Source organism: Streptomyces sp. APSN-46.1, from assembly GCF_022815725.1.
GTDB lineage: Bacteria > Actinomycetota > Actinomycetes > Streptomycetales > Streptomycetaceae > Streptomyces.
The window spans coordinates 305,548-330,442 of the sequence record NZ_JALGRF010000002.1; the positions used below are offsets into that span (position 1 = coordinate 305,548).

The 24,895-nt window shown below is 73.0% G+C and carries 19 protein-coding genes; 4 read left to right on the forward strand and 15 right to left on the reverse strand.

Annotated features, from left to right (window positions below; all coding sequences use genetic code 11):
- Nucleotides 1–486 precede the first annotated feature (486 nt).
- From MTF65_RS08020 to MTF65_RS08050, 7 genes are all read right to left on the reverse strand, one after another.
- On the reverse strand, nt 487–3,399 hold the full coding sequence (locus MTF65_RS08020; protein ID WP_243627629.1) for a serine/threonine-protein kinase: 2,913 nt from the start codon (nt 3,397–3,399) through the stop codon (nt 487–489).
- Nucleotides 3,396–4,670, reverse strand: a complete 1,275-nt coding sequence (locus MTF65_RS08025; protein ID WP_243628614.1) for a hypothetical protein — start codon at nt 4,668–4,670, stop codon at nt 3,396–3,398. The genes MTF65_RS08020 and MTF65_RS08025 overlap by 4 nt, the downstream gene beginning before the upstream one ends.
- An 80-nt stretch (nt 4,671–4,750) precedes the next feature.
- Entirely contained in the window at nt 4,751–5,803 is a 1,053-nt protein-coding gene (locus tag MTF65_RS08030; RefSeq protein ID WP_374207182.1) for a glutamate ABC transporter substrate-binding protein, read from the reverse strand.
- A 5-nt stretch (nt 5,804–5,808) separates the two neighbouring features.
- The gene (locus MTF65_RS08035) at nt 5,809–7,194 is read right to left on the reverse strand and encodes a hypothetical protein (RefSeq protein ID WP_243627630.1); all 1,386 of its coding nucleotides are present in this window, start codon (nt 7,192–7,194) and stop codon (nt 5,809–5,811) included.
- Nucleotides 7,195–7,398: 204 nt separating this feature from the next.
- Nucleotides 7,399–8,409, reverse strand: coding sequence for an N-acetylglucosamine kinase (locus MTF65_RS08040; protein WP_243627632.1), 1,011 nt, complete (start codon nt 8,407–8,409; stop codon nt 7,399–7,401).
- Nucleotides 8,400–9,674, reverse strand: coding sequence for a 6-phospho-beta-glucosidase (locus MTF65_RS08045; RefSeq protein WP_243627633.1), 1,275 nt, complete (start codon nt 9,672–9,674; stop codon nt 8,400–8,402). Before MTF65_RS08045 ends, MTF65_RS08040 begins: the two co-directional genes overlap by 10 nt.
- 5 nt (nt 9,675–9,679) lie before the next feature.
- Complete coding sequence (locus MTF65_RS08050; RefSeq protein WP_243627636.1) at nt 9,680–10,525, reverse strand: carbohydrate ABC transporter permease; 846 nt, start codon at nt 10,523–10,525, stop codon at nt 9,680–9,682.
- A gap of 143 nt (nt 10,526–10,668) precedes the next feature.
- Between MTF65_RS08050 and MTF65_RS08055 the strand changes: the two genes are divergently transcribed.
- Complete coding sequence (locus tag MTF65_RS08055; RefSeq protein WP_243627638.1) at nt 10,669–11,892, forward strand: transposase; 1,224 nt, start codon at nt 10,669–10,671, stop codon at nt 11,890–11,892.
- On the opposite strand, the gene MTF65_RS08060 is transcribed toward MTF65_RS08055, so the two are convergent.
- From MTF65_RS08060 to MTF65_RS08085, 6 genes are all read right to left on the reverse strand, one after another.
- A complete protein-coding gene (locus MTF65_RS08060; RefSeq protein WP_243627639.1) occupies nt 11,889–12,845 on the reverse strand; it encodes a carbohydrate ABC transporter permease in 957 nt (318 codons plus the stop codon). The genes MTF65_RS08055 and MTF65_RS08060 overlap by 4 nt on opposite strands.
- 5 nt (nt 12,846–12,850) lie before the next feature.
- Nucleotides 12,851–14,185: an ABC transporter substrate-binding protein gene (locus MTF65_RS08065; protein ID WP_243627642.1), complete on the reverse strand. Its 1,335-nt coding sequence runs from the start codon at nt 14,183–14,185 to the stop codon at nt 12,851–12,853.
- 112 nt (nt 14,186–14,297) lie between these two features.
- On the reverse strand, nt 14,298–15,518 hold the full coding sequence (locus MTF65_RS08070) for an ROK family transcriptional regulator (RefSeq protein WP_243627643.1): 1,221 nt from the start codon (nt 15,516–15,518) through the stop codon (nt 14,298–14,300).
- A gap of 187 nt (nt 15,519–15,705) precedes the next feature.
- Nucleotides 15,706–16,122, reverse strand: a complete 417-nt coding sequence (locus tag MTF65_RS08075) for a VOC family protein (protein WP_243627644.1) — start codon at nt 16,120–16,122, stop codon at nt 15,706–15,708.
- A gap of 10 nt (nt 16,123–16,132) precedes the next feature.
- Nucleotides 16,133–16,552 carry a helix-turn-helix transcriptional regulator gene (locus tag MTF65_RS08080; protein ID WP_243627645.1) on the reverse strand — a complete coding sequence of 140 codons (420 nt, stop codon included), beginning with the start codon at nt 16,550–16,552 and terminating at the stop codon, nt 16,133–16,135.
- 122 nt (nt 16,553–16,674) lie between these two features.
- Complete coding sequence (locus MTF65_RS08085; RefSeq protein ID WP_243627647.1) at nt 16,675–17,802, reverse strand: mechanosensitive ion channel family protein; 1,128 nt, start codon at nt 17,800–17,802, stop codon at nt 16,675–16,677.
- A gap of 226 nt (nt 17,803–18,028) precedes the next feature.
- On the opposite strand from MTF65_RS08085, the gene MTF65_RS08090 reads away from it, so the two are divergent.
- Nucleotides 18,029–18,565: an HNH endonuclease gene (locus MTF65_RS08090; RefSeq protein WP_243627649.1), complete on the forward strand. Its 537-nt coding sequence runs from the start codon at nt 18,029–18,031 to the stop codon at nt 18,563–18,565.
- A 28-nt stretch (nt 18,566–18,593) separates the two neighbouring features.
- Here MTF65_RS08090 and MTF65_RS08095 read toward each other — a convergent pair whose 3' ends face one another.
- The gene (locus tag MTF65_RS08095) at nt 18,594–21,620 is read right to left on the reverse strand and encodes a beta-N-acetylglucosaminidase domain-containing protein (RefSeq protein WP_243627650.1); all 3,027 of its coding nucleotides are present in this window, start codon (nt 21,618–21,620) and stop codon (nt 18,594–18,596) included.
- Between the two features lie 232 nt (nt 21,621–21,852).
- Between MTF65_RS08095 and MTF65_RS08100 the strand changes: the two genes are divergently transcribed.
- Nucleotides 21,853–23,904 (forward strand): 4-alpha-glucanotransferase, encoded by a 2,052-nt coding sequence (locus MTF65_RS08100; protein WP_243628616.1) that lies wholly within the window; start codon nt 21,853–21,855, stop codon nt 23,902–23,904.
- 20 nt (nt 23,905–23,924) lie between these two features.
- Nucleotides 23,925–24,164 (forward strand): hypothetical protein, encoded by a 240-nt coding sequence (locus tag MTF65_RS08105; protein ID WP_243627651.1) that lies wholly within the window; start codon nt 23,925–23,927, stop codon nt 24,162–24,164.
- Between the two features lie 141 nt (nt 24,165–24,305).
- Here the strand turns inward: MTF65_RS08105 and MTF65_RS08110 are convergent, their stop codons facing one another.
- A complete protein-coding gene (locus MTF65_RS08110) occupies nt 24,306–24,803 on the reverse strand; it encodes a MarR family winged helix-turn-helix transcriptional regulator (protein ID WP_243627652.1) in 498 nt (165 codons plus the stop codon).
- Nucleotides 24,804–24,895 lie beyond the last annotated feature (92 nt).

Here is a 24,895-nt window from a genome sequence, read left to right on the forward strand (position 1 = left end):
GCCGGCCGGGGCCGAGCCAGCGGGGGCGTCGGGGCCGGAAGCGGGGTAACCGGCCGTCGGGACTGTGGCCGCCGGGGTGTCGGAGTGGGCGGTGGCGTGCCCGCCGGCCGGGGCTGTGCTCGCCGGGGTGCCGGGATCGGCGTAGCCGGCCGTCGGGACTGTGGCCGCCGGGGTGTCGGAGTGGGCGGCGGCGTGCCCGCCGGCCGGGGCCGTGGCCGCCGGGGCGTCGTCGGGGCCGGGACCGGCGTACTCGGCCGCCCGGGCCGTGCCTGCCTGGGTGTCGGGGCCGGAAGCGGTGTACCCGCCCGCTGGGGTGTTGGGGGTGGAGGCGCGGGCTTCGCGCGGGTTGTGGGGGGCGGGGTGCTCGCCGGAGGGGGGTGGCGGAGGGGAGGCGACCGCGTAGCCGCACACGCCGCAGAAGCGGTCACCCTCCTCCAGGGGTTCCGCGCAGCTGGGGCATCCCGACAGCCGATGCATCGACATCAATCACACCCACGTCCGGGGACGGAAACGGTTTGCCCGCTCCACCAGTTCGATCCTCTCCTCGCCCCGCTGCGCCAGCCGAGCGAGGACGCGGTACGAGCGCTCCAGGCCGAAGCGCAGCCCCCGCTCGTCCAGTTGACTGCCGAGCAGCAGGGTCCGGCCGGGGTCGGAACCCCGACTACCCGACAGTACCCAGTCCAGGGCCGAGCCCAGAACTTCCGTGGTGAGCCGTTCCTGCCGCTCCGGGTCCAGGCCGAACCGCCGCAGCGCCTCCACCTGGTCCGCGGCGGCCGCCAGGTCGGCCAACAGGGGCTCGTCGGGAGACCGGTCGCGCAGGCGTGCCCGTACGGCCGCCACCCGTGCGGCGGTGTAGTGGATCGACGCCTCCGGTATGGATTCGAGCGTCGCCACCGCCCCGGCCCGGTCGCCCGCGGCCAGCTGTACGCGGGACAGCCCGAAGGCCGCGCTGACGAAGCCGGGGTCCGTGATCCACACGAGCCGGTAGTACTCGGCGGCGTTGTCCAGCTGCCCCAGGATCTCGGCGCACAGACCCAGGGCCAGCTTCGGCGCGGGCTCGCCCGGGAACGCGTCGTAGATCGCGTCGAAGGACAGGGCGGCTATCGCGTCGTCCCCGACGGCCAACGAGGCGATGCCGCGCGCCCACACCACCCGCCAGTCATCCGGGTACCGGGATTCCAGTTCCGCCAGCGGGCCCCCGGACCCGGCCACGTCCAGCTCGCCCAGTTCCAGGCGCGCCCGCAGCTCCCGCAGCCGCAGCTCCGCCGAGTCGGCGGCCGCCGAGCCCAGCGCGGCCAGCAGGTCGGCCGGCGCGGAGGCCAGCAGACCGGCCAGGAAACCGGCGTTGGGGTCGCCCGGGTCCACCAGCGGCACCGGCAGGGCCAGCGCGGCGGCCCGGGCGTCGAGCCGCGCCGGCTCCGGCGTCACCGCTGCCGCCGTGACGGGGACGAGCGCGGACACCGGGGCTGCGGCAGGAGCCGCCGGCGCCTGACGGGGCCCGGGCACCGGAGCCCCCGACACACGCGTGGCGGTGGTTCCGAGCGCGGGTACGACGCCGCCCGGCGGCGACGCCGGGGGAGCCTGCCCGGAGCCGGAGCCGGAGCCGGAGCCGGAGCCGGAGCCGGAGCCGGAGCCGGAGCCGGAGCCGGAGCCGGAGCCGGGCCGGTGAGCCGGGACCCCGGCGGCCGCGCCCGCGGAAGCGCCGGCCCCGGGAAGGCCCGGCCCCGGTCCGGCGGGCGCGCCGGCGCCGACGGGATCCGGGGCCGGCTGACCCCAAGGCCCCCGTCGCCCCCGTCCGAACCCCCGGAGGGGCACGGCCCGCTCCCCCAGCCGGGATACCTCCGCCCCGGCCGTGTCGACGAACAACCGGGTGTCCGGAACCCGTAGCTCCGGCCCGAACAGCGTGGAGACCTGCGGCCGCGGCCGGCCCGTCTGGAGCGCGACCACCTCCCGCAGCACACCCGTCAGCTGGTCCGCCATCTCCTGCGCGGACGCGAACCGCCGCCCCGGGTCCGGGTCGGTCGCCCGTACCAGCAGCCGGTAGAAGGACTCGTACCGTCCGAAGACCTCGATGTGCTCCGGATCCGGCAGCGAGTCCACGAACACGTTCGTGTAGCCCTGGAAGTCGAAGGTCAGCACCGCCAAGGTGCGCGCCACCGTGTACAGGTCGGAGGCCACCGACGGCCCCAGCTCCGCGACCTCCGGCGCCTGGTAGCCCACCGTGCCGTAAATGGCCGACTCCTCGTCGTCCATCCGGCGCACCGCGCCCATGTCGATCAGCTTCAGCTGGTCCTGCTGCTGGATCGCGTTGTCGACCTTGAAGTCGCAGTACAGAAGGTTTCTGCTGTGCAGGTGGCCGAGCGCCTCCAGCGCCTCGATGCCGTACGCGCACGCCTGTTCCACCGGCAGTGGGTCACGCCGGCCGTCCGGCCGCCGCCGCTCGTTGGCGATCTCCTTCAGCGACTTGCCGCCCACGTACTCCATGACGATGTACCCGTCGAGCGAACCGGTCCGCTTGTCCAGGTGCTCCACGAAGTTATAGATCCGCACGATGTTGGAGTGCTCGATCTCCGCGAGGAAGCGCCGCTCGGAGATCGCCGCCTCCATCGCGTCCTGGTCGCCGGTGTCCAGGAGGCCCTTGAGGACCACCCACCGGTCCGAGACCGCCCTGTCCACCGCCAGGTACACCCAGCCGAGGCCGCCGTGCGCGAGGCAGCCCGCCACCTCGTACTGGCCGTGCACCACATCACCCGCGCGCAGTTTGGGCACGAAGGAGTACGGGTGCCCGCACTTGGTGCAGAACCCCTCCGTCCGGCCCGGCCGGTCACCCCGCGCCCGGCCGACCGGAGCCCCGCAGTCCGAGCGCGAGCAGAACCGCTTGCGCTCCGGCACCTCCGGGTTCGCCAGCACCGCCGCCGCGGGGTCCGGACGGGGCACCTCCGGCACGTTGACCAGCCCGGCCCCGAGCCTGCCGCGGCCCGAGACCGAGGCCCCGGAAGACGAACTGCGCACCGACACCGACGGGGCGGACGCCGCCCCCGACAGCGAACGCGACAGCCGCCCCGAAACGGAGCGCCGAGACGAAGACGAGCGGGACGAGCGGGACGAACGCGACGAGTGCGACGAGCGCGAGGACCGTGAGGAGCGCGCCGAGGCCGAGGAAGCCGAGGAGGACCGTCCGGAACCGTGCGACCCCTGTGACCTCTGTGACCCCTGCGAGTCACCGCGGCGCGCCGCGCTCGTCATCCCCGTGGGCGGGGATACGAGTTCCTCCGCGCCCGCCGCGACGGAGCCGATCGGCGCCAGCCCGCAGGTGTCGCAGTACAGCTCGCCGCCGCCCATGTCCTCGTACGTCCCCGGGCAGCCGGGGCGACCGCAGGCGGTTCCGGCCAGGCTCATGCGTTGTCCTTCCCGGGCCCGTCGGGCCGGTCGTGTTCCGGCAGGGATCGCTGTGGCACCAGGGACTCGGCCGCCGCCTGCTGGTAGCGCAGGACGGCCTGCTCGGCGACCCGCAGATCGCAGGGCGCGCTCCACAGCATCCGCCGGGCCGTGTCGTACCGCTCGATCAGCAGCGGATCCTCCGCCAGGCCGTGCCGGGCCACCTTCGCCTTGTAGGCATCGAGCCGCCCGCGCAGTTCGGCCCGTACGGCCAGCGGCGCCGTCACAGCGGTCAACGATTCGCGGGCCCTGCGCAGTTCGTCCTCGGCGCGCTCCTCCAAGGACTCCAGCAGCGGGGACAGCCGGTGCCACTGGGCCTGCCGGCGGTACTCCGCGGCCGCCGCCAGCTGCTCCTGCAACGCCGTCGGGGGACCGCTCACCGCCGGCACCTCCGACGCCGCGATCTTCGCCAGCACCTCGCCGCGCGCCGTCCGCGCCTCCGCCAGGGTCCGGTCGGCCCGCGAGAGCACGTCCCGCACGCTGATCAGCCGCGCCTCGGCGTCCTGTCGTACGTCCAGCACCGCCTCGACCTCACGGCGTACGTCCTGCAGCGCGAGCGCCGCCCGGTCGTAGCGGCCGGTGTCCGGACGGCCGCCCCCGGGCGCGGAACTCCCCGTCACCGGCACCCAGAACGCCAGCGGGTCGGCGATCACCTGCTCCCGCAGCCGCGCCAGCTCGGCCGTGATGGCCTCCAGGTCGTCACCCGACGGGTGTTCGCCCGGGCGCACCCCCACCGAGTGGGCCAGCGAGCGCGTGCGGTGCAGTTCGGCGGCGAGCAGGTCGATGCGGGCGGGCAGCGCCGACCACACCGCGTCGGCGGCCACGACCACGTCCAGCGAGCTCGCGTACAGCTCGTTCATGCGGGTCAGCAGCTCGGCGAGCGAGAACCGCTCCGCCAGCGCGGCGCCCCCGACCCCGGCTCCGGCGATCGTCACGCCGGGGCCGCGCAGCCGGTCGGTCAGCTCGGCGAGCTCCTCACGGGTGGGCCAGCGGCGCCGCTCCCTGATCCGCCGGGCGGCGGCCAGCGCCCCGGTGTACGCGTCGAAGTACGTCCAGAGCCTGGTGATCGCCGCGTCGGCGGCGGCCCAGCGCTCCTTGGTGACCCCGGTCAGCCCGGCACCCTCCAGCAGCCGCCGTCCGGCGTGGTCCTGGAGCGCGAGCAGCGAGGTCTCGACCGCCTCGTGCTCCGCGCCCAGCCGGGACAGCGCGCGGTCGACCCCGTCCCGGTCCATCAGGGCCGGTCCCGCTTCCGGTCGCCTCACATAGGGCTCCGATTCTCTCCCGCGAGCGGGAGGTATTGCCACCACGGGCCTCAGCCGTCCCGGTACTTGGGCTCGGGCGGCGCGACCGCCTGGGGCAGCACGCCCTCGAAGTGGGCACGGTAGGCCATCATCCACGGGCTGTCGTTCCCACCCGCGCGGTAGTTCTCCAGCACCTTGTTGACCCGGCGCACCAGATCCGTCGCGTCCTTGTTCATCGCCACCCCGTAGAACTCCCTGGTGAAGGGGGATCCGACGAGTCGCACCGACGGGTCCTGCGCGGCCTGGCCGGCCGCGAGCGCGTTGTCGGTGATGATGCCGTCCACTTCACCCAACTGGAGTCGCACCAGGCAGTCCAGCTGGTTGGCCACGGTGACCGGCACCGCCCCGTAGGACTGGGACGCGAGCGCCGCTTCGGCGGTGGAACCCGCCGCGACGCAGATCTTCCGGTCCTTCAGGGAGGTGTCGTACCCGGTGATCGTCGAGTCCTTGGGGGCCAGCACCTGCTGTCCGGCCTCGAAGTACGCCGTCGAGAAGGCGACTTCCTCCAGCCGCTTGCAGTTGATGGTCATGGTCCGCACCACGATGTCCACCCGGCCCTCCTGGAGGGCCGCGATGCGCTGATTGGTGGGGATGGCCCGGTAGATCACCTTGGATTCGTCACCCAGGATGTCCTTGGCTATGGCCTTGACCAGGGCGATGTCGAAGCCGTCGAGGTGGCCGTCCGGATTGCGGTAGCCCCACTTGAAGCTGTTCTGGTCCACGCCCGCGACGAGCTTGCCCGCGCTGCGGATCCGCTCGATGGTCGGCCCGTCCACCCCGGAGGGGCGCAGGCTGGCCTCCGGGTTCTGACAGGTGTCGCCCGGTCCCCAGAGCGCGTCGGGGGCCACCGCCACCGACGCGCGCTCGCGGACCGACGTGCTTCCACCGGCCTCGGGCGCCGCCTGGGCCAGCGGCAGCAGCACGGCCGCTGCGGTCACCGCGCAGGCCGCGGCCATCGCGCTCACCCCGCCCCAGCCGCGCAGCCGGCCCGCCAGCCGGCGCGGCCCGGACACCCGGGGTCCGTCGCCCCCGCCCTCGCCGCGCCGCACTCGTATCGTCCGCATCGCTCTCACCTGTACTCCGAAAGCCTGCGCCCGATACCGAGCAGCGCCGCCGCCGCGCCGACGACCGCCAGGGCCGCCGCGCCCGTCACCAAACCGCCCAGCGCGCCGAGCCCGTCCTGGGCCGCCCGGGTGAACTCCTTCTGCTCATGGGCCACCGCCTGCTCCAGCGAGGCGTCCACCGTGTCGAACGAGGCGCCGCTGCTGTCCTTGTGGTCCTTGTCCCCGATGACCAGGGGCCAGGCGCCCTCGTAGTCGCCTTTCAAGTCGGTCTCCCGGGCCGCCGTGTGCCGCTGCTTCCACTGCTTCACACCGTCCACAGCGCGGACGACCGGCGCCCGGCCGCTGTTGTCGTCGGCCAGCTTCAGCGCCGTCGCCAGACCGGCGTCCAGCGCCTTCATGTTCGCGGTGAAGTCCACGTCGTACTTGTCGGACTTCTTGTCCTCGGCCAGGACGGCGCCCCGCGAGATCAGCGTCAGGTTCTCGTTGGCCCGTGCCTGGAGCGAGGCGATCCGCGCGTCGTTGAGCACCTTCAGCGACTCCTGCCCGTCCGCCCGGGCCTCGCTCAGCTCCGCCCGCGCGACGGTGTGCCCCGCGGCCAGCCACAGCAGCGCCACCAGCGAGGCGGTCGACGCGGCGACGAGACCGTGGTTGAAGACCCGGTTCGTCCGGAGGTAGTTGCGCCGCTGCGCCCATGCCAGGGCGCCGAGCGCGAGCGCCGCCGCGGCGAGCGAACCCAGCGGCCAGGACCGGGCGTCGTCGTAGTCCGTGTAGAGCCGGCCGGTCTCCGCCTCGTAGAGCCGCTGGGCCGCCGGCAGCAGCACGGTGCTCATCTGCTCATTGGCGTACCGCAGATACGCGCCGCCGAGCGGCAGCCCCTGCCGGTTGTTGGCCCGGGCCTGCTCGATCAGTCCGGTGTACCGGGGCAACTGCTCGCCGAGGAGGGCTATCTCCTTGCGGGAGCCCTCACTGGCCCCGGCGTTGGCGGCCGCGCTCACCAGCAGCCGCGAAGCGTTGGCGATGTCCTTCTCGTACCGCTGGCGGACCTCGCGCGGCTCGTGCGCGCCCGCGAGGAAACCGCTGGAGGAGGCCGTGTCGGCATCGGCGAGGGAGCGGTAGATGCTCGCCGCGTCAGCGCTCAGCGGCTGGCTGCGGCCCACCACGTCGTCCGCGGCGGCGACCCGGCCGGAGATCTCCCACACCGTCACCAGACCGAACAGGACCACCAGCGCGGCCAGGCCGGCGCCGATGATCCGCAGCTTGCCCGGCTCGGTCGTCGCCGCCCGGCGCAGCTGTTCCACGCCCTCGGCCCAGGCGGAACGCCGCCCCGGCGGCGGGGCGGGAGGCGCGGCGAGGCCGCCCTCGGGCGCGGGTGCGCGTGATGTGACGACCACCGTGACCTCCCCCTCGGTCCTGATACCCCCCACCACGTCCGGGAGGTACCCGCATCGCAGCAGTATGGCCGTAGTGACGGTCAACCACAGCACCTGGTGCCGGATCTTGATGATCCGGTTCCGGGGGCGCCTTCCTCACCCCTTCACCGTCAATACGTCCACACGACCGCCACGGTTCCAGACCGGCCGGTCCCCCGGGCGGGTTCACCCGAAATGGGCACGGAGTTTTCCGTAGGCCTCGGGCGGGGACCCGAGCGCGTCCAGGCCCAGCAGCCCGGCGCCCAGCACGGGAGGTGCCGAGACCACCGACACCCGGGCGCACGGGGCCCGCTCCGCCAGACCCGCCGCGATCCGGTCGTTCAGCTGCGGATGCCGGGCCGTGAGCACGCTCCCGCCGAGCAGGACGGGCGCCTCCTCGCCCAGCAGGTCCAGGCGCGCCAGCGCCACCGAGGCCAGGGCCACCACCTCGTCCGCCTGCCGCTCCACGATCGCGGAGGCCACCGGATCGCCCGCCGCGGCTACCGCGAACAGCACCGGCACCAGCTCGTGCCGGCGCCGCCGGGCGAGCGCGCCCAGGTGCAGCGCCTCGATCAGCTCCCGCATGGAGCCGAGCCCGAAATGCCCCGGCAGCGCCGCCGCGAGCTCCGTCGGCCCACCGCGCCCGTCCTCGGCCCGCGCCGCCCACCACATGGCCTCCGCCGAGAGGCCGCCCCCACCGCCCCAGTCGCCGGAGATCATGCCGACCGCCGGGAACCGCGCGGTGCGCCCGTCGGGCAGCATCCCCACGCAGTTGATCCCCGCCCCGCACACCACCGCGACCCCGCGCGGGGCCGCCGAACCGGACAGACCCGCCCGCAGGATCGCGAAGGTGTCGTTGCGCACCTCCGTGGCCGCGCCCCAGCCGCGCGCCCGGATCGCGTCCGCGAGCCGGCGCTCCTCCACCGGGAAGTCCGCGTTGGACAGACACGCCGCGACCTGGTCGGCGTACGGGGACCCGGGCCGCAGCGGCGGCAGCGCGGCGGCCTCGGCGGCCTCCGCGACGGCCTGCTCCAGCACGTCCACCGCCGCCGCGACCCCGTCGCGCGGCGGCTGGAAGCCCCCGGAGCGCCCGGTGCCCAGCACGGTGCCGTCCGCCGCGATCAGCGCCACGTCCGTCTTGCTGTTGCCCGCGTCGACGGCGAGTACGGCCGGTGTGGCGGGCCGGTTCACGCCCATGCCAGATGCTCCTTGTTGTGCGCCAGCAGCCGGTCCGTCAGCCCTTCGGCGAGGTCGAGCTGCCCGACCAGCGGGTGGGCCAGCAGCGCCTTGAAGACCCGCTCGCGCCCACCGCGCAGGGCCGCGTCCAGCGCGAGGTCCTCGTACGCGGTCACGTGCGAGATCAGCCCGGCGTACAGCGGGTCGAGCCTCGGCACGGCCAGCGGCACCGGGCCGGAGCCGTCGGTGCCGCGCACCCGCGCCTGCACCTCGATGACCGCGTCGTCCGGCAGGAACGGCAGGGTCCCGTTGTTGTACGTGTTCACCACCTGCACCGGGGAGCCGCCGTCGCCCAGCAGCGCCGCCGCGAGGTCCACGGCCGCCTCCGAGTAGAAGGCCCCGCCCCGCTTGGCCAGGAGCGCCGGCTTCTCGTCGAGCGCGGGATCCCCGTACAGGGCGAGCAGCTCCCGCTCCATCGCGGCGACCTCGGCAGCCCGGGCGGGCTTCTCGCCGAGCACGCGCACCACCTCGTCGTGGGCGTAGAAATAGCGCAGGTAGTACGAGGGCACCACCCCGAGCCGGTCCAGCACGGTCCGGGGCAGGCGCAGGTCCGCGGCCACGGCCTCCGCGTGTTCGGCCAGCAGCCGGGGCAGTACGTCCGTACCCTCCGGGCCGCCCAGCCGTACGCCCAGCTCCCAGGTCAGGTGGTTGAGCCCGACGTGGTCGAGGTGGACCTCGGCGGGCGCCACCCCCAGCAGCGCCGCGAAGTTCCGCTGGAAGCCGATGGCGACGTTGCACAGCCCGACCGCCTTGTGCCCGGCCCGCAGCAGGGCCCGGGTGACGATCCCGACCGGATTGGTGAAGTCGATGATCCAGGCGTCCGGGTTGGCCCGCCGGACCCGCTCGGCGATGTCCAGTACCACCGGCACCGTGCGCAGCGCCTTGGCGAGCCCGCCCGCGCCCGTGGTCTCCTGCCCCACGCAGCCGCACTCCAGCGGCCAGGTCTCGTCCTGGAGCCGGGCGGCCTGCCCGCCGACGCGCAGCTGAAGGAGTACCGCGTCCGCGCCGGCCACCCCCGCGTCGAGGTCGGAGGTGGTGGTGACCAGGCCCGGATGGTCCTGCTTGGCGAAGATCCGCCGGGCGAGGGGGCCGATCAGCTCCAGCCGCTCGGCGGCGGGGTCGATCAGCACCAGCTCGCTGACCGGCAGGGTGTCGCGCAGCCGCGCGAAGCCGTCGATCAGCTCGGGGGTATAGGTGGAACCGCCACCCACCACTGCGAGTTTCATGCGCATCAGCCTTTCACTCCGGTCAGGGTGACGCCTTCCACGAACGCCTTCTGGGCGAAGAAGAAAAGGACGATCACAGGTGCCATGACCAGCACGGTCGCGGCCATGGTCAGATTCCAGTTCGTGTGGTGAGCCCCCTTGAAGGACTCCAGCCCGTAGCTGAGGGTCCAGGCGGCCGGGTTGTCCGAGGCGTAGATCTGCGGGCCGAAGTAGTCGTTCCAGGCGCTGAAGAACTGGAACAGCGCGACGGCCGCGATCCCGGGTTTGGCCATCGGCAGGACGATCCGCAGCAGGGTGCGCAGTTCGCCGCAGCCGTCCACCCTGGCCGCGTCGAGGTACTCGTCGGGGATCGTCAGCAGGAACTGCCGGAGCAGGAAGATGGAGAAGGCGTCGCCGAAGGCCATCGGGATGATCAGTGGCCACAGCGTGCCGGACAGGTCCAGCTGTTTGGCCCAGAACAGGTACATCGGGATGACGACCACCTGCGGCGGCAGCATCATCATGGCGATCACCAGCAGCAGCGACAGCCGCCGGCCGCGGAAGCGGAACTTGGCGAGCGCGTACGCGACGGGCACCGAGGACACCACGGTCAGCAGGGTCCCGAGGCCGGCGTACAGCAGGGTGTTGCGCCACCAGGTCAGGAAGCCGGGGGTGTTCCACACCGTCGCGTAGTTGCCCCATTCCCAGGTGTCCGGCGTCAGGTCGCGGGTCAGCGCCTGCTGGTCGCTCATCAGGGAGGTGAGGAAGAGGAAGACGAAGGGGAGGACGAAGAACAGGGCGGCGGCGACCCCGAGGGAGTGCACGCCGATCCACTGGAGTACGGCCTTGCGCTTGCGGACCACCTCAGTCACCGGATTTCTCCCAGGATGCCCCGGCCTTTAGGCCGGGGAGGAATGCGCCCTTGGGGCGGAGCCGCGTAGCGGCGGAGTTCTCTACGCACTGTGTTGACCTGTGCCTTCGTTGATTGTCAGTGGGGGTGTGTAGGTTGCCGGTCGTGACGACATCGCAGATAGCGGAGGACGCCGGGCATGCCCGGTACACCTACCGGCTTCGTGTGTCGTCGACCGCCCGCGCTGTTCTGGAAGCGGAGTGGGCGCGGTGCCGGTGGATCTGGAACGAGTGCGCGGCCCGGTCGAAGAAGGCCCACGCCGAGGATGAGAAGTGCGGTCCGGCAAGGCTGGACAAGATGCTGACCGAGGCCCGCACCGCGAACGTGTGGCTGCGTGAGGGCAGTAGCGTTCCGCAGCAGCAGCTCATCCGGGACTTCGGGAAGTCCCGTGCCAAGGCGCTCAAGGACATCAAGGCCCGGCTGCCGATGCGGCAGCGGGCCGGGATGCCGAAGTACAAGAAGAAGCACCAGGCCGACCCGAGCCTGAACTACACGCAGCGCGGTTTCCGATTGAAGGACGGCCGTCTGTACCTGGCGGGCGGGATCGTCCTTACGGTGGTGTGGTCGCGGGATCTGCCCAAGCCCCCGTCCAGCGTGCGGGTCTACCTGGACAGCCTCGGACATTGGTACGCCAGCTTCGTCATCCCCACTGCTACCGAGGCCCTGCCCGCCACCGGGCAGGACATCGGCATCGACTGGGGCGTGCGTGAGACGGCAACCACCACCAGCGACGCCCACGACCTGCCCCACGCGCAGCACGGCAAGAACGCCGCCGAGCGCCTGGCCCGCTACCAGCGGTTGATGGCCCGTCGCAAGCCCCAGCGCGGCCAGCGCGGATCGAACGGCTACCGGGAAGCGAAGCGGCAGACGGCGAAACTCCACAAGAAGGTCGCCCGGCAGCGTGAGGACACCGGCCGCAAGTGGGCGAAGAAGGTCGTACGCGACCACGACCGACTCGCGGTCGAGGACTTCCGCCCGAAGTTCCTCGCCAAGTCCACCATGGCCCGCAAAGCCGCCGACGCAGCGATCGGCGCTACCAAGCAGGCACTGATCCACATGGCTCGCAAACACGGCCGTGAACTGCACCTCGTACACCCCGCGCACACCACCATGGACTGCGCACAGTGCGGAGCGAGAACCAAGCACGCACTACCTCTCTCAGAGAGAACCTACGCCTGCACCGCGTGCGGAGCCGTCTCCCCCAGGGACAAGAACTCCGCCCGCGTGATGCTCGTCCGGGCTGGTCTCAACCCGGCTGGTGCTGATCGTGTAAGAGCTGCCGGACCGCCGGTCCGTAGCCAACGTGAGCCAGGAATCCCCTCCCGCTAGGGAGGGGAGGATTCAACTGCTCCGATCAGTCCGCCACGGCGGCGCATCAGGAGCGCGGTGAAGGCCATGGAGAGGGCGAAGAGAACCAGCGCGACCACGCACGCGGCGCCGTAGTCGAAGCGCTGGAATCCGGCGTTGTAGACGATCTGGGGCAGCGTCAGCGTGGACTTGTCCGGGTAGCCCGGCTCGAACTGCTGGCCCGAGCCGCCGATGACGCCGGCCGACACCTTCCCCGCGACCAGCGGCTGCGTGTAGTACTGCATCGCCTGGATGACGCCGGTGACCACCGCGAACAGGATGATCGGGGAGATGTTCGGCAGGGTGATGTGCCGCAGCCGCGCCCAGGCCCCGGCCCCGTCCAGCTCGGCGGCCTCGTACTGCTCCTTCGGTACGTCGAGCAGCGCGGCCATGAAGATGACCATCAGGTCGCCGACCCCCCACAGCGCGAGCGCGGTGAGGGCGGGCTTGGACCAGTCGGCGTCCGTGAACCAGCCGGGCGTGGGCAGTCCGACCGCGTCGAGCAGGACGTTCACCGGGCCGGTGCCGGGGTTGAGCAGGAACACGAAGGCCAGGGTCGCGGCCACGGGCGGGGCCAGATAGGGCAGGTAGAACAGGGTCCGGAAGAGCCCGGTGGCCGTCTTGATCTTCGTGATGAGGAGGCCGACGCCGAGACCGAACACGACGCGGCAGCTGACCATCACCACCACCAGCCACAGGGTGTTCCACATGGCCGGCCAGAACAGCGGATAGTCGGTGAAGACGTACGTCCAGTTGTCCAGGCCGTTGAAGGCGGGCGGCCGGAAGCCGTCGTACCGGGTGAAGGAGAAGTACACGGTGGAGAGCAGCGGGTAGGCGAAGAAGACCGCGAACCCGATGAGCCAGGGCGACATGAAGGCGGCGGTCCGCAGCGCGGCCCGCCGGCGCTTCGCCCTCAGGGGGTGCGTGCTGGTCATCGGGGCTACTTCGCCTTCGCGATGTCCGTGTCGATCTGCCGGTCGGTCTTGGCGAGCCCGGCCGGGATGTCGGCGACATCGCCCTTCTCGACCGCGTACGCGAAGTCCTCGAAGGTCAGCTGGTAGGTGCCGCCGTCCGCCTGCGCGGGGGTGGTGCTGGACTTCGGGTGCCGGGCGATGTCGATGAAGGTCTTGAACTCCGGGGAGACCTGGAGGTTCGGGGACTCCAGGGCCGCCAGCGTGGAGGGCACGTTGTGGATGCCGTTGGCGAAGGCCACGACCGCCTCGGTGTCGGTGGTCATGTACTTGACCAGTTCCCAGGCCGCGTTCTGCTTCTTGCTCGCGGAGGCGATGCCCATGATCGTGCCGGAGACGTAGCCCTTGCCGTAGTCGGCGATCTGGTCGTCGGGTACGGGCAGCGGCGCGGTGCCGATCTCGAAGGTGACCCCGGCCTCCTTGGCCATGGCGGGCCGCCACTCGCCGTCGATCTGCATGGCGACCAGCCCCTTGTGGAAGGGGTGTTCGGCGTTCCACTCGTCGCCGAAGGTGTTGCGGAACTTCTCCAGCTTCTCGTAGCCGCCGAGCTTGGCCACCAGGTCCTTCTGGGCGCTCAGCATCTGTGCGAAGGCCGGGTCCTTGGCCAGGTTCGACTTGCCCTGGGCGTCGAAGTACCGTGCGCCCCACTGCGCCGCCAGCCGCGTCGGCTTGGTCTCGTAGCCGTGGAACGTGGGCATCAGGCCGACCTGGTCGTACGAGTCCCCGTTGGCCTTGGTCAGCTTCTGCGCGGCCTCGGTGAACTGGCTCCAGGTCTTGGGCGGTTCGGTGATGCCCGCGGCCTTGAAGGCGTCCTTGTTGTAGACGAGGCCGTACGCGTCGTTGAGCAGCGGAAGCGTGCACTGGTTGCCGTTGAACTGGGTGTACTCCAGTAGGGTCTTGGGGAAGACCTTGGCCTTGTCCACCCCGGACTTCTGGAGGAAGGGGTTCAGGTCGGCGAAGGCACCGGAGTTGCAGAACTTGCCGACGCTGTCGGTGGTGAAGGAGGAGACCACGTCGGGGGCCTTGTCCCCGCCCGCCCGGAGCGCCTGGTTGATCTTGTCGTCGGTCATGTTGCCGGTGAGCTTGACCTTGATGTTCGGGTGCGCCTTCTCGAACCGGGCGATGTTGTCCTCGATCGCCTTGACCTCGCTGGGCGCGGACCAGCCGTGCCAGAAGTTGAGGGTCACGTCCGCCTTGGGGTCGTCGGCGGACGCGGTGCCGCTCTGGCCCGTACAGGCGGTGGCGAGGACGGATATCGCGGCCAGGAGGGTGGCTGCGGGGGTCAGGCGTCCGATTCTGGGCATGGCGGTGCTCGCTCTCTGCGGGAGGAACTTCCGGTGAGGGGGTGCCGTGGGGAAGCGCGGGACAGGTTCAGCGACCGGTGCGTCAGCGGCCGGTGCGTCAGAGGAAGGTCTATCAGCGGGAGGTGTCGAACACTTCCTCGCGGGTGGCGGCGAGGGCGCTCTCCAGCGCGCCGCGCAGGACGGGCCGCTCCCGCACCTCGCCCGTGACCAGGCGGGGCCGGGACGGGGCCAGTTCGGCGAGCTCCGCCTCCAGCAGCGCGCGCAGCGGGTCGCCGCCCGCGGTGATGACGGCCCCGGACAGGACGACGATCTCCGGGTCCAGTACGGCGACCAGCGAGGCCAGACCGGTCGCGAGGCCGGTGGCGTACGACTGGAGGAAGCGCAGGTGCAGTCCCTCGGGCTCGGCGGCGGCGCGCTGGAGCAGCGCGACGGCCTCGGCGACCAGCGGCCCGTTGTGCGGGGCGTCGGGCGCCGGCTCGCGCGCGGCCTCGATCCCCAGCTCGGCGGCGAGCCGCGGCAGCACCTGTACGCCGGCCAGCTCCTGGTAGCCGCCCGTGTTGGCCCGGGCGACCTGCCGGACCAGCGGGTGTCCCGGCACGGGCAGGTAGCCCACCTCGCCCGCGCCGCCGGTCCAGCCGCGGTGCAGCCGGCCGCCGAGCACCAGGGCCGCGCCGAGGCCCTCCTCGTTCCACAGCAGGACGAAGTCCTCGTGGCCGCGGGCCGCGCCGAGCCGCTGCTCGGCGATGGCGGCGAGGTTCACGTCGTTCTCGTACTCGACCGGCATCGGCAGGGCCGCCGCCAGGTCGTCGAGCAGGGTGGGGGAGTGCCAGCCGGGGAGGTGGCCGGCGTAGCGCAGCTGGCCGGTCTGCGGGTCGAAGGCGCCCGGGGTGGCGATCACCAGGCGGTGCAGGTCGGAGCGCTGGAGCCCGGCGGCCTTGAGGGCCTCGCCGAGGGCCTCGGTGACCTGGTCCACGGCCCCGGCGCCCTCGGCGCACGGGAGCTCGAAGCTGCCCACCACCTCGCCGGTGAGGTCGGCGACGGCCGCGAGGATCCGTCCCGGGGTGACGTCGAGGCCGCCGGCGTAGGCGGCGCGGGGGTTGAGCGCGTACAGCTGGGCGCTCGGCCCGGGGCGGCCCGCGTCGGTGCCGGTGGCCACGACCAGCCCGGCGTCCTCCAGGCGGGCCAGCAGCTGGGAGGCGGTGGGCTTCGACAGTCCGGTCAGGTGCCCGATCCGGGTCCGGGACAGGGGGCCGTGCGTGAGCAGGAGCTCCAGCGCGGCCCGGTCGTTCATGGCGCGCAGCAGGCTTGGCGTTCCGGGCGTGGCGGCGGGCATGACACGTCTCTCCCTCACCGAGGTGAACTGTTAGGTAAGTTTCCTATCAGCGTTCGGCGGTGTCAATGGCCTGGCCGGCCCGGGGCGCCCGCATCCCGAAGAGCCCCCGCGTCCTGTCTCTCACAGGTCGCGGGGGCTCTTCGCGCGGGGGCTCTTCGGAGGGGGCTTCAGTTCGTGGGCGCAGGGGTCACGGCTTGCGGGGCTGGTTGAAGCGGAGCATGTTGCCGGAGGGGTCGCGGAAGGCGCAGTCGCGGACGCCGTACGGCTGGTCGATCGGCTCCTGCAGTACCTCGCCACCCGCGGCGCGGATGCGCTCGAAGGTGGCGTCGCAGTCGTCGGTGCGGAAGATGACACCGCGCAGCAGGCCCTTGGCGAGCAGTTCCGCCATGGTCTTCCGGTCGGCGGGCGAGGCGTTCGGGTCCGCGAGCGGCGGTTCGAGGACGATCTCCACGTCCGGCTGCGAGGGCGACCCGACGGTCACCCAGCGCATCCCCTCGAACCCGACGTCGTTGCGGACTTCCAGGCCCAGGACGTCCCGGTAGAAGGCGAGCGCCTTGTCGTGGTCGTCGACGGCGATGAAGCACTGGGAAAGCTTGATGTCCATGCGTACGACGCTACGGGCGGGGGCCGGGTTTCGCTTCTCCGTTCCTGACCGGTCGGGTGTGGATCTTCGCGACGCAGGCCGGGATGGCGGCGCCCTCGTCATGGCCGCGGGCCCGGTACGCGCTCGGGGTCTCGCCGACCAGCTCGGTGAACCGCGAGCTGAACGACCCCAGCGAGGTACAGCCGACCGCGAAGCAGACCTCCGTCACCGGGAGGTCGCCCCGCCGCAGCAGGGCCTTGGCCCGCTCGATCCGGCGCGTCATCAGGTAGCTGTACGGCGTCTCGCCGAAGGCGGCGCGGAAGCTGCGGGAGAAATGGCCCGGCGACATGAGGGCGGTGCGCGCCAGCGCGGGCACGTCGAGCGGCTCCGCGTACTCGCGGTCCATCCTGTCTCGGGCCCGGCGCAGCCGGACGAGGTCCTCCAACGTCACCCGACCACCATGCCACAGCGCCACGTGACGAACGCCGGCCTCCGCGACCGGGAGGAGTCGTGGAGGCCGGCGTCGGGTGTGGCGGCCGGACGCCCTCGGGACGCCGCGCGGGGAGGGACGGGCTACTTGGTGATGCGGGGGGAGGCCGGGGCCGGGATCGGGGTCGCCGCCAGGGACTGCGGGGAGGCCGGGTTCGCCAGTGCGGACGGCGCGGCGACGGCGGCGGCCGGGTCCGCCGGGGCCTCGTCCTCGTCGGCGGGAGCCACGCCGCCGATGATCCGGATGCCGGCGGCGTCGAAGGCCTCCTTGATCCGCCAGCGCAGCTCGCGCTCCACACAGAACTGCTGGCCCGGCATCGTCTTCGCCGACACCTTCACCGTCATCGAAGCCAGCAGCACCTCGTCCAGGCCCAGCACCTCCACCGGGCCCCACAGGCGCTCGTCCCACGGGGTCTCCTTCACCATGCCGTCGGCGACCTTCTGGACCACCTCGCGGATGTGGGTCAGGTTCTCCGTCGGCTTGACCTGCACGTCCACGGTCGCGGTCGCCCAGCCCTGGCTGAGGTTGCCGATCCGCTTGATCTCGCCGTTGCGGACGTACCAGATCTCGCCGTTGTCCCCGCGCAGCTTGGTCACCCGCAGGCCCACCTCGACGACCTCACCGGAGGCCACGCCCGCGTCGATCTTGTCGCCGACGCCGTACTGGTCCTCCATGATCATGAAGACGCCGGACAGGAAGTCCGTGACCAGGTTCCGGGCGCCGAAACCGATCGCGACACCGGCCACACCCGCACTCGCGAGCAGCGGGGCCAGGTCGATCTTGAGAGCGGCCAGGACCATCAGCGCGGCCGTGCCGAGGATGAGGAAGGACGCCACCGACCGCAGCACCGAGCCGATCGCCTCCGAGCGCTGGCGGCGCCGCTCGGCGTTGACCAGCAGCCCGCCGAGCGCGGTGCCCTCGACGGCCTCGGCGCTGGTGTTCATGCGGTTGATCAGCTTGGTCAGTGCCTTGCGGACCACGGAGCGCAGCGCGGCCGCGATCACGACGATCAGCAGGATCCGCAGGCTGATGCTCAGCCACGTGGCCCAGTTCTCCTCTATGAAGCTCGCGGCGTTGGTCACGCTCTGCTGGGCCTCGGCGGTGTCCGGGATGTCGGCTGCCAGCGGGAGCAGAGTGGCGGCGGGCCAGGGCACGACGGGTACCTCCAGGTATAGCGGTCTGCCCACGGAAGGGGGGTGCGGGCAGAACATCCACACTAACGGGGCATTCCCATGACTCCGTTGCCAGACGTTCGCCGTGTTCGAGGGAGAGACCGGATTCACCTGGGGATGCTCTTATCCCTCAAGCCGGTGTGGTTGAAAACACCTCCGACCCGTTACGGGCACGTGGTGGCGCTTCGACCAGCCGTAAGGAGAGACTGGAGAGCAGATCGTCCCGGCGCGAGCCACGCGCCGCCGGCGTACAAGGAGGCAGTCCGTGCCGCACGTCCTGGTCCTCAACGCGTCGTACGAGCCCCTCGGCGTCGTACCGCTCCGCCGCGCGCTCGTCCTCGTCCTGGAGAACAAAGCGGTCTCCCTGGAGGAATCGGGCGCCTTTCTGCACAGCGCGACGAGAGCCGTCCCCGCTCCCAGCGTGGTCCGGCTCAAGCGCTTCGTGCGGGTCCCCTACCGGGGGCCCGTTCCACTCACCCGGCGCGCGCTGTTCGCGCGGGACGGCGGCCGCTGCATGTACTGCGGCGCGGTCGCCACGAGTGTCGATCACGTCATCCCGCGCAGCCGGGGTGGCCAGCACGCGTGGGACAACGTCGTCGCCGCGTGTCGGCGGTGCAACCACGTCAAGGCCGACCGCCACCTGCTGGAGCTGGGGTGGCGCCTGCGGCACCAGCCGGCTCCGCCGTCGGGACTCGCCTGGCGGATCATCGGCACGGGGCACCGGGATCCGCGCTGGATGCCGTACCTCCAGCCGTACGGGGCCGAGGACGCCCTCGAACGCATCGGGGTCGCCGCGTCGTAGCGCCCGTCTCCGGCCCCCGTTGTCCGGACTAGGGGGCCACCGCGAAGGCCGACGCCGACCAGAGGCTGCACCCGAAGCGGGTGGCGCGCGTGGCGCAGGTGACGCGGAGGAAGCGGGTGCCGGGCGCGTCCACGCGGACCGACTCCGTACCGCCGCGTGAGGCGGGCACGGTGGCCGCCACCTGCCAGGTGACCCCGTCCGGGGAGGTCTCCACGCGGTACGAGGACGGGTACGCCTCCTGCCAGTGCAGCGTGACCAGCCCCACCCGCGCCGGCGCCGCCCATTCCGCCTGCCACCACGCGCCGTCCACCGCCGGGGACGACCACCGGGTGGTCGCCGAGCCGTCCACCACCGCCGAGGCGGGGAACTGCGGGGTCTCGTCCCCCGAGGACGTGGCCCGCGCCGTCCGCAGCAGGTCCGGGCCGCCCGTGCGCGGCACCGCCCGCACCGTGAGCACCCGGGACTCCCCGGCGAAGGTCACCGGGACCGAGTACACCCCCGGCGGGGTCGCCGCCGGGATCGCGACCTCCACGGGTACGGAGACCCGCGTCCCGCGCGGCACCGTCGCCTCGGACGGCAGCCGCACCTCGACCCCCGGCGGCGGCGCCGCCGTCAGCGGGCCGCGGACCTCGCCGGGCCGCAGCCCCGACAGCTCCGCGGTCACCCGCTGCGGGCTCCCGCCGATCTCCACCTCCGTCCGTGCCCCGTTCGACAGCTCGAACCGCGCCTGCGGCCCGTCCGCGAACCACGGCACGACACCCCGTACCGCCGGGGCCGCGCCCGCCCAGGCCAGCCGGACCGCGTCCGCCCGTACGCCCGCCGCGTCCGCCTGCGTCCAGCCGGAGGCCGAGGCCTCGCCGAGCTTGCGCCAGCCCTCGCCCGGGACCCGCGCCTCCACGATCGGGCCCGGGGCTCCCGTCGGCAGCGGGTCCGTCATGACGGTCACCGCCGACAGGGGCCGGGCCGCGTCCAGCTCGACGGTCCAGGAGCCGGACTCCTTGACCACCGTTCCGGCCGGGCTGGCCACGCCCGTCCAGGCGTCCGACTCCGCCGCCGCCTTCTCCAGGAACGGATCCAGCACCGCCGTGTCCACCCGGGCGTCGCCCGGCTCCGCGATCCCCTTGCGGGCCGCCGCCAGCGCCTGCGAGGCCTTCCAGGCCGCCGCCCCGTCCCCGCGCGCCTGGGCCTGGAGGACGTCCACGGCCAGTTCACCGGCCGCCCCGTAGCGGGCCAGCCGGTCGAGCCACGGCCCCGCCTCGCCCTCGCCCGCCAGATACGCCAGCCGCTGCGGGGCCTCCCGCAGGACGGTGAACGCCGCGCGGAGCCGCTCCCCGGCCGCCGCCGCGTCACCGGAGCCGCGGGCCCGCCAGAACTCCGCCACCAGCGGCTTCAGGTACGCCGACTCCTCCTGCTTCAAACCCGACGACGCCGTGTTCCCGGCCAGCGCGCCCAGCGCCTCCCGGGCCCGCGCGTCCGGCCCCGCCAGCTCGGCGACCGCGGCCGCCCAGGACTCCGAGGGCCGGTAACCGCGCGGGTTCCACGCGTAGTCCGCCGCCGTGAACAGCGGGATCCGCGACAGCGTGCCCTGCTGCATGGCGTTGGCCAGCAGCGCCGCCGAGCCTCCCGCCACCGCCGGCTCCCGACCGATGTACGGGCCGAGGAAGATCCGGCCCGGCTCCCAGTCGTTGACCGGATAGTTGTCCATGGTGACCAGGGGATGCTGCCCGAACGCGGACCGCGCCCCGCCCAGTTCCTTGCCGGTGATGGTGCGCGGCACCACGCCCACACCCGTCCAGGCCACCTCCACCCGCCGGTCCAGCCTGCCGGCCAGAGCCGTCCGGTAGGTGGTGGCGCCCTCCTGGTAGTACTCGGTGGGCAGCAGCGACAGCGGGGCCGCGCCCGGATGCCGGTCCGCCAGATGAGCCGCCAGCTCGCCCGCGACCTCCGCGTGCGCCTTCGCGGCCGCCGCCGGGCCGGTCCCGTACCGCACCCGGTCCGCCCGGCAGCCCCACTCCGTGTAGCTGACGTCCTGGAACTGCACCTGGAACGCCCGGAAGCCCAGCTCCCACATCGCGTCCAGCTTGCGGGCGAGCGCCGCCCGGTCGGCCGCCGAGGCCAGGCACATCGACTGCCCGGGGGCCACCGCCCAGCCGAGCACCACCTTGTTGGCGCGGGCCTGTTCGGCCAGCGCCCGGAACTCGTCCTGCCGCTCCTGCGGGTACTCGTCCCGCCAGCCCGTCGTCCGGTACGGGTCGTCGCCCGGCGCGAGCAGGAGCCGGTTCTGCTTGGTGCGGCCCATGAACTCCAGCTGCGCGAGGCGCTGTTCCCGCGTCCACGGCTGCCCGTAGAACCCCTCGGTGATCCCGCGCACGGGTGCGATCGGCCAGTCCCGCACCCGGACTCCGGGGACCTTCGCCCCGCCGCCGGCCAGCAGTTGGCGCAGCGTCTGCGCCGCGTGGAACAGCCCGTCGCCGCCGACCCCGGCCAGCGCGACGGTGTCCCGGCCGCCGGCCCGGCCCACGGCCAGCCGGTAGCCGCCGGCGGGCAGGTCCGAGGCCTCGGCCGCGCCCAGCTCCCGCAGCGCCTGCTCCGCGTCGGGGCCCTGGAGTCGTACGACGGTGCCCCGTTCGGGCAGCGCCGCCCCGGGCCGCTGTTCGTGCAGGGTGCGTACGCCCGCCCCGCGCAGGGCGGTCCGTACGACCTGGACGGCGTCCGGATCGGCGTCCGCCGGCAGCACCAGGACGGCCTCGGCGCCCAGCGGCACCGCGCGCGCCGGATCGGCGGTCATCGACTGCGGCCTCGGCCACACGGCCGGGGCCTCGCCGACGGACCGCGGCGCCCCCGCACCCTCCGAACCGGCCTCGGGCGCGGGCCCGGACACGGGAGCCGGCGAGGGCCCCGACGCCGGGTCGGCGGCGGGGTCCGGCACGGGCACCACCGGCGCCGTCGGCGTCGCGAAGGCGCCCGGCGGTCCCGCGATCACCGAGCCGCCGAGCAGTGTGCCGATGACGGCGACGGCCGCGGCCGTGGTCCGCTTCCTGCCCCTGAGCTGCACCGAGCCTCCTCGTCGCGAGTCGTTCCCCGCTCGTACGAATGAGCCCGAGCCCACCACCCGTGCGGCTGGAGTGTCAATGCGGGCGGGTGATCTGACCGGTATACGCCAGGAATGCGAAGCCCCTGACGGGGTATGGCTGGTGTATTCATCCGGGGTGTTGCATGGGCACGTCCGACGTCCGGCCCGACCAGACCGACCAACCGACCAGCCCGAGAAGCAGATACGGATGGGGATGCAGATGGACGACCTGGACCGGCTCGCAGCCCTGCACGGCGTCGCCACCTCGTACCAGCCCGCCGCGAACGTCACCGTCCCGGTCCCGGAGGCCACCGTCAAGGCGGTCCTCGGGCGGCTGGGGGTCGTCACCGGCGACGCGGAGAGCCTGCGGGTGTCCGCCGAGGACGCCGTACGGGAGGCGGCCGGGCGCCTGCTGCCGCGGACGGTGGTGCTCTGGCGGGGGGAACCCGTGCCGCCGCTGCCCGCCGGGCTGCCGCCGGGCACCCGGGTGCGGGTGGCGACGGAGGAGACCGGAGAGACGGAGGAGACGGGAGAGACGGGAGAGATGGGAGAGACAGCCGGCGAGGAACTCGCGTGGGGACCCGGACTGCCCCTGGGCGTCCACCGGCTGACCGCCGAGGCCCCCGACGGCCGCACCGGCCGGGCCGTCCTGATCGTGGCCCCGCAACGGGCCCCGGCCGCGCCCGACCGGGCCCACGGGCTGCTCGTCCAGCTGTACTCGCTGCTGTCCGAGCGCTCCTGGGGCATGGGCGACCTCGGCGACCTCGCGGAACTCGCCCGCTGGGCCGGCCGCGCCCACGGCGCCGGGTTCATCCAGGTCAACCCGCTGCACGCGGCCGTCCCCGGGACCCCGACCGACCCCTCCCCGTACCGGCCCTCCTCGCGGCGCTTCCCGGACCCGGTCCATCTGCGGATCGAGGACATCCCCGAGTACGCGGACTGCCCCGACCGGCGGGCCCTCGCCGGCCTCGCCGCCCGGGGCGGCGAACTGCGCCGCGAGGTCCTGGAGAAGGGCGCGCTGATCGACCGGGACGCCGTCTGGGAGCTCAAGCGGCAGGCCCTGGAGCTGCTGTACGCCGTCCCGCGCACACCCGAACGCGACGCGGCCTACCGGGCGTTCGCCGCGGAACAGGGCGGGGCCCTGGAGCGGCACGCCGCCTGGTGCGCCGCGCACGCCGGGGAGGACCCGAAGGAGCGGGGCGACTTCCACCGCTGGCTGGTCTGGCTGACGGAATCCCAGCTCGCCGCCGCCCAGCGGGCCGCCCTGGAGGCGGGCATGAGCGTCGGCATCGTGCACGACCTCGCGGTCGGGGTGCACCCCAAGGGCTCGGACGTCTCCGGCCCGCCCCCCTACTACGCCGAGCGCGTCTGCGTCGGGGCCCCGCCGGACGCCTTCAACGCGCGCGGCCAGGACTGGGGGCTGCCGCCCTGGCGGCCGGACGTGCTGGAGGATTCGGCGTACGCCCCCTTCCGGGCCCTGTTGCGCGGGGTGTTCCGGTACGCGGGCGCGCTGCGGATCGACCACGTCATGGGCCTGTTCAGGCTCTGGTGGATCCCGGACGGCGCCCTGCCCGCCGAGGGGACGTACGTCTCGTACGACGGGGAGGCGATGCTCGCGATCCTGGTCCTGGAGGCGCACCGGGCGGGGGCCCTGGTCATCGGCGAGGACCTCGGGACGGTGGAGCCGCAGGTCCGCCGGGCGCTGGCGCGGCGCGGGGTGCTCGGCACCTCGGTGCTGTGGTTCGAGCGGGACTGGGCGGGCGACGGGCAGCCCCTCGCGCCCGGTGCCTGGCGGGCGGACTGCCTGGCCACCGTCACCACGCACGATCTGCCGCCCACGGCGGCCAAACTGGCCGGGTCCCATGTGGAACTGCGCGACCGGCTGGGCCTGCTGACCCGTTCCGGCGGGCTGGAACGGGCCGAGGACGCCGCCGACACGGCCGAGTGGCTGGAGGTGCTGGACCGGCTCGGCCTGGACGCGAAGGGCGAGGAGGCCGCCGTACAGGCGCTGTACGGGTTCCTGCTGCGCACGCCCGCGCGGCTGGTCGGCGTGTGGCTGCCGGACGCCGTGGGGGACCGTCGGCCGCAGAACCTGCCGGGCACCTGGGACCAGTACCCCAATTGGCGGCTGCCGGTCGCCGATGGCGCCGCGCGGCCGCTGTCGCTGGAGGCGCTGGCGTCCTCACCCCGCGCGAATGCCCTGCTGAGCGCCGTACGGGAGGGCGCGCGAACCCGTACGGCACCCCCGGGCGCGCGCCCCGTTTAGGTGTTCGCTACTTTTGCACCGTGGACAAGAAGAACGCTCTGCGCGCCGGCGCCGTCACGGCCGGAACGACGCTGATGATGCTGCTGATGACGTCTCCCGCCCTGGCGCTGACCCGCGACGACGGCGACGACCCGGGCGCGAGCCTGACCATCGGCGAGACGGTCGGCCTGTACGTGGTCCTGCCGATCGTGCTGTTCCTGGCGATCGCGGGGCTCGTGATGCTCGGCGACAAGTCGCGCAAGCAGCAGCCCACCGACTGATCCGAGTTGGTCATCTCATAAGACTTCCGGGGCGCCGGGGGTCCGCGAGCCGATGCGTATCGGCTCTGTCGCGGACCCCCGGCGCCTTGCTGTGTCCACGTGCGGGGTGTCCACGTGCGGGGTGTCCGCGCGGCGCGGCGGCTACGGCAGTCCGGCCAGCAGCTTGCGCAGCAGGCCGGTGAGCGCGCCGACCTCCTCGTCGGTCAGTCCGGCGAGCGCCTCCCGCTGCGTCTCCAGGCCGGCGGTGACGGCTTCGTCGACGAGGGCCAGGCCGCGCTCGGTGATCGTCACCTGGAGCCCGCGCCGGTCGTGCGGATCGGGCGTGCGGGCGAGCAGCCCGGCCTTCTCCAGCTTGTCCAGGCGCCCCGTCATACCACCCGTGGTGAGCATGAGCGTGGCCGACAGCTGGCGCGGCGAGAGGGTGTAGGGCGCGCCGGAGCGGCGCAGGGTGGCGACGACGTCGAACTCGCCGCGGGAGATTCCGTACCGCCCGTAGGTGCGCTCCATCGCGTCGGTCATGGCCTTCTCGATCCGGAAGATCCGGCCGAAGAGGGCCATGGGGGCGGTGTTCAGGTCCGGTCGTACGGCGTACCACTGCGCGGTGATCGCGTCGACTGCGTCCTTGTTGGCCTCGGTCATACCCGAAGTATCCGGCCCCGATGGGTCGTTCGCAAGAAAGTTGCTTGACGAAAAGTGACTTAGCGCTAAGCTACTTTCAAGTGACCTACTTC

Bases quoted from the DNA above. Each gene is read 5' to 3' on its own strand.
- MTF65_RS08075 (WP_243627644.1), bottom strand. From the start codon at position 16,122: ATGGACATCAAGCTTTCCCAGTGCTTCATCGCCGTCGACGACCACGAC.
- MTF65_RS08065 (WP_243627642.1), bottom strand. From the start codon at position 14,185: ATGCCCAGAATCGGACGCCTGACCCCCGCAGCCACCCTCCTGGCCGCG.
- MTF65_RS08085 (WP_243627647.1), bottom strand. From the start codon at position 17,802: ATGTTCTGCCCGCACCCCCCTTCCGTGGGCAGACCGCTATACCTGGAG.
- MTF65_RS08100 (WP_243628616.1), top strand. From the start codon at position 21,853: ATGCAGATGGACGACCTGGACCGGCTCGCAGCCCTGCACGGCGTCGCC.
- MTF65_RS08060 (WP_243627639.1), bottom strand. From the start codon at position 12,845: ATGACCAGCACGCACCCCCTGAGGGCGAAGCGCCGGCGGGCCGCGCTG.
- MTF65_RS08045 (WP_243627633.1), bottom strand. From the start codon at position 9,674: ATGAAACTCGCAGTGGTGGGTGGCGGTTCCACCTATACCCCCGAGCTG.
- MTF65_RS08020 (WP_243627629.1), bottom strand. From the start codon at position 3,399: ATGAGCCTGGCCGGAACCGCCTGCGGTCGCCCCGGCTGCCCGGGGACG.
- MTF65_RS08110 (WP_243627652.1), bottom strand. From the start codon at position 24,803: ATGACCGAGGCCAACAAGGACGCAGTCGACGCGATCACCGCGCAGTGG.
- MTF65_RS08030 (WP_374207182.1), bottom strand. From the start codon at position 5,803: ATGCGGACGATACGAGTGCGGCGCGGCGAGGGCGGGGGCGACGGACCC.
- MTF65_RS08070 (WP_243627643.1), bottom strand. From the start codon at position 15,518: ATGCCCGCCGCCACGCCCGGAACGCCAAGCCTGCTGCGCGCCATGAAC.
- MTF65_RS08040 (WP_243627632.1), bottom strand. From the start codon at position 8,409: ATGGGCGTGAACCGGCCCGCCACACCGGCCGTACTCGCCGTCGACGCG.
- MTF65_RS08025 (WP_243628614.1), bottom strand. From the start codon at position 4,670: ATGGACCGGGACGGGGTCGACCGCGCGCTGTCCCGGCTGGGCGCGGAG.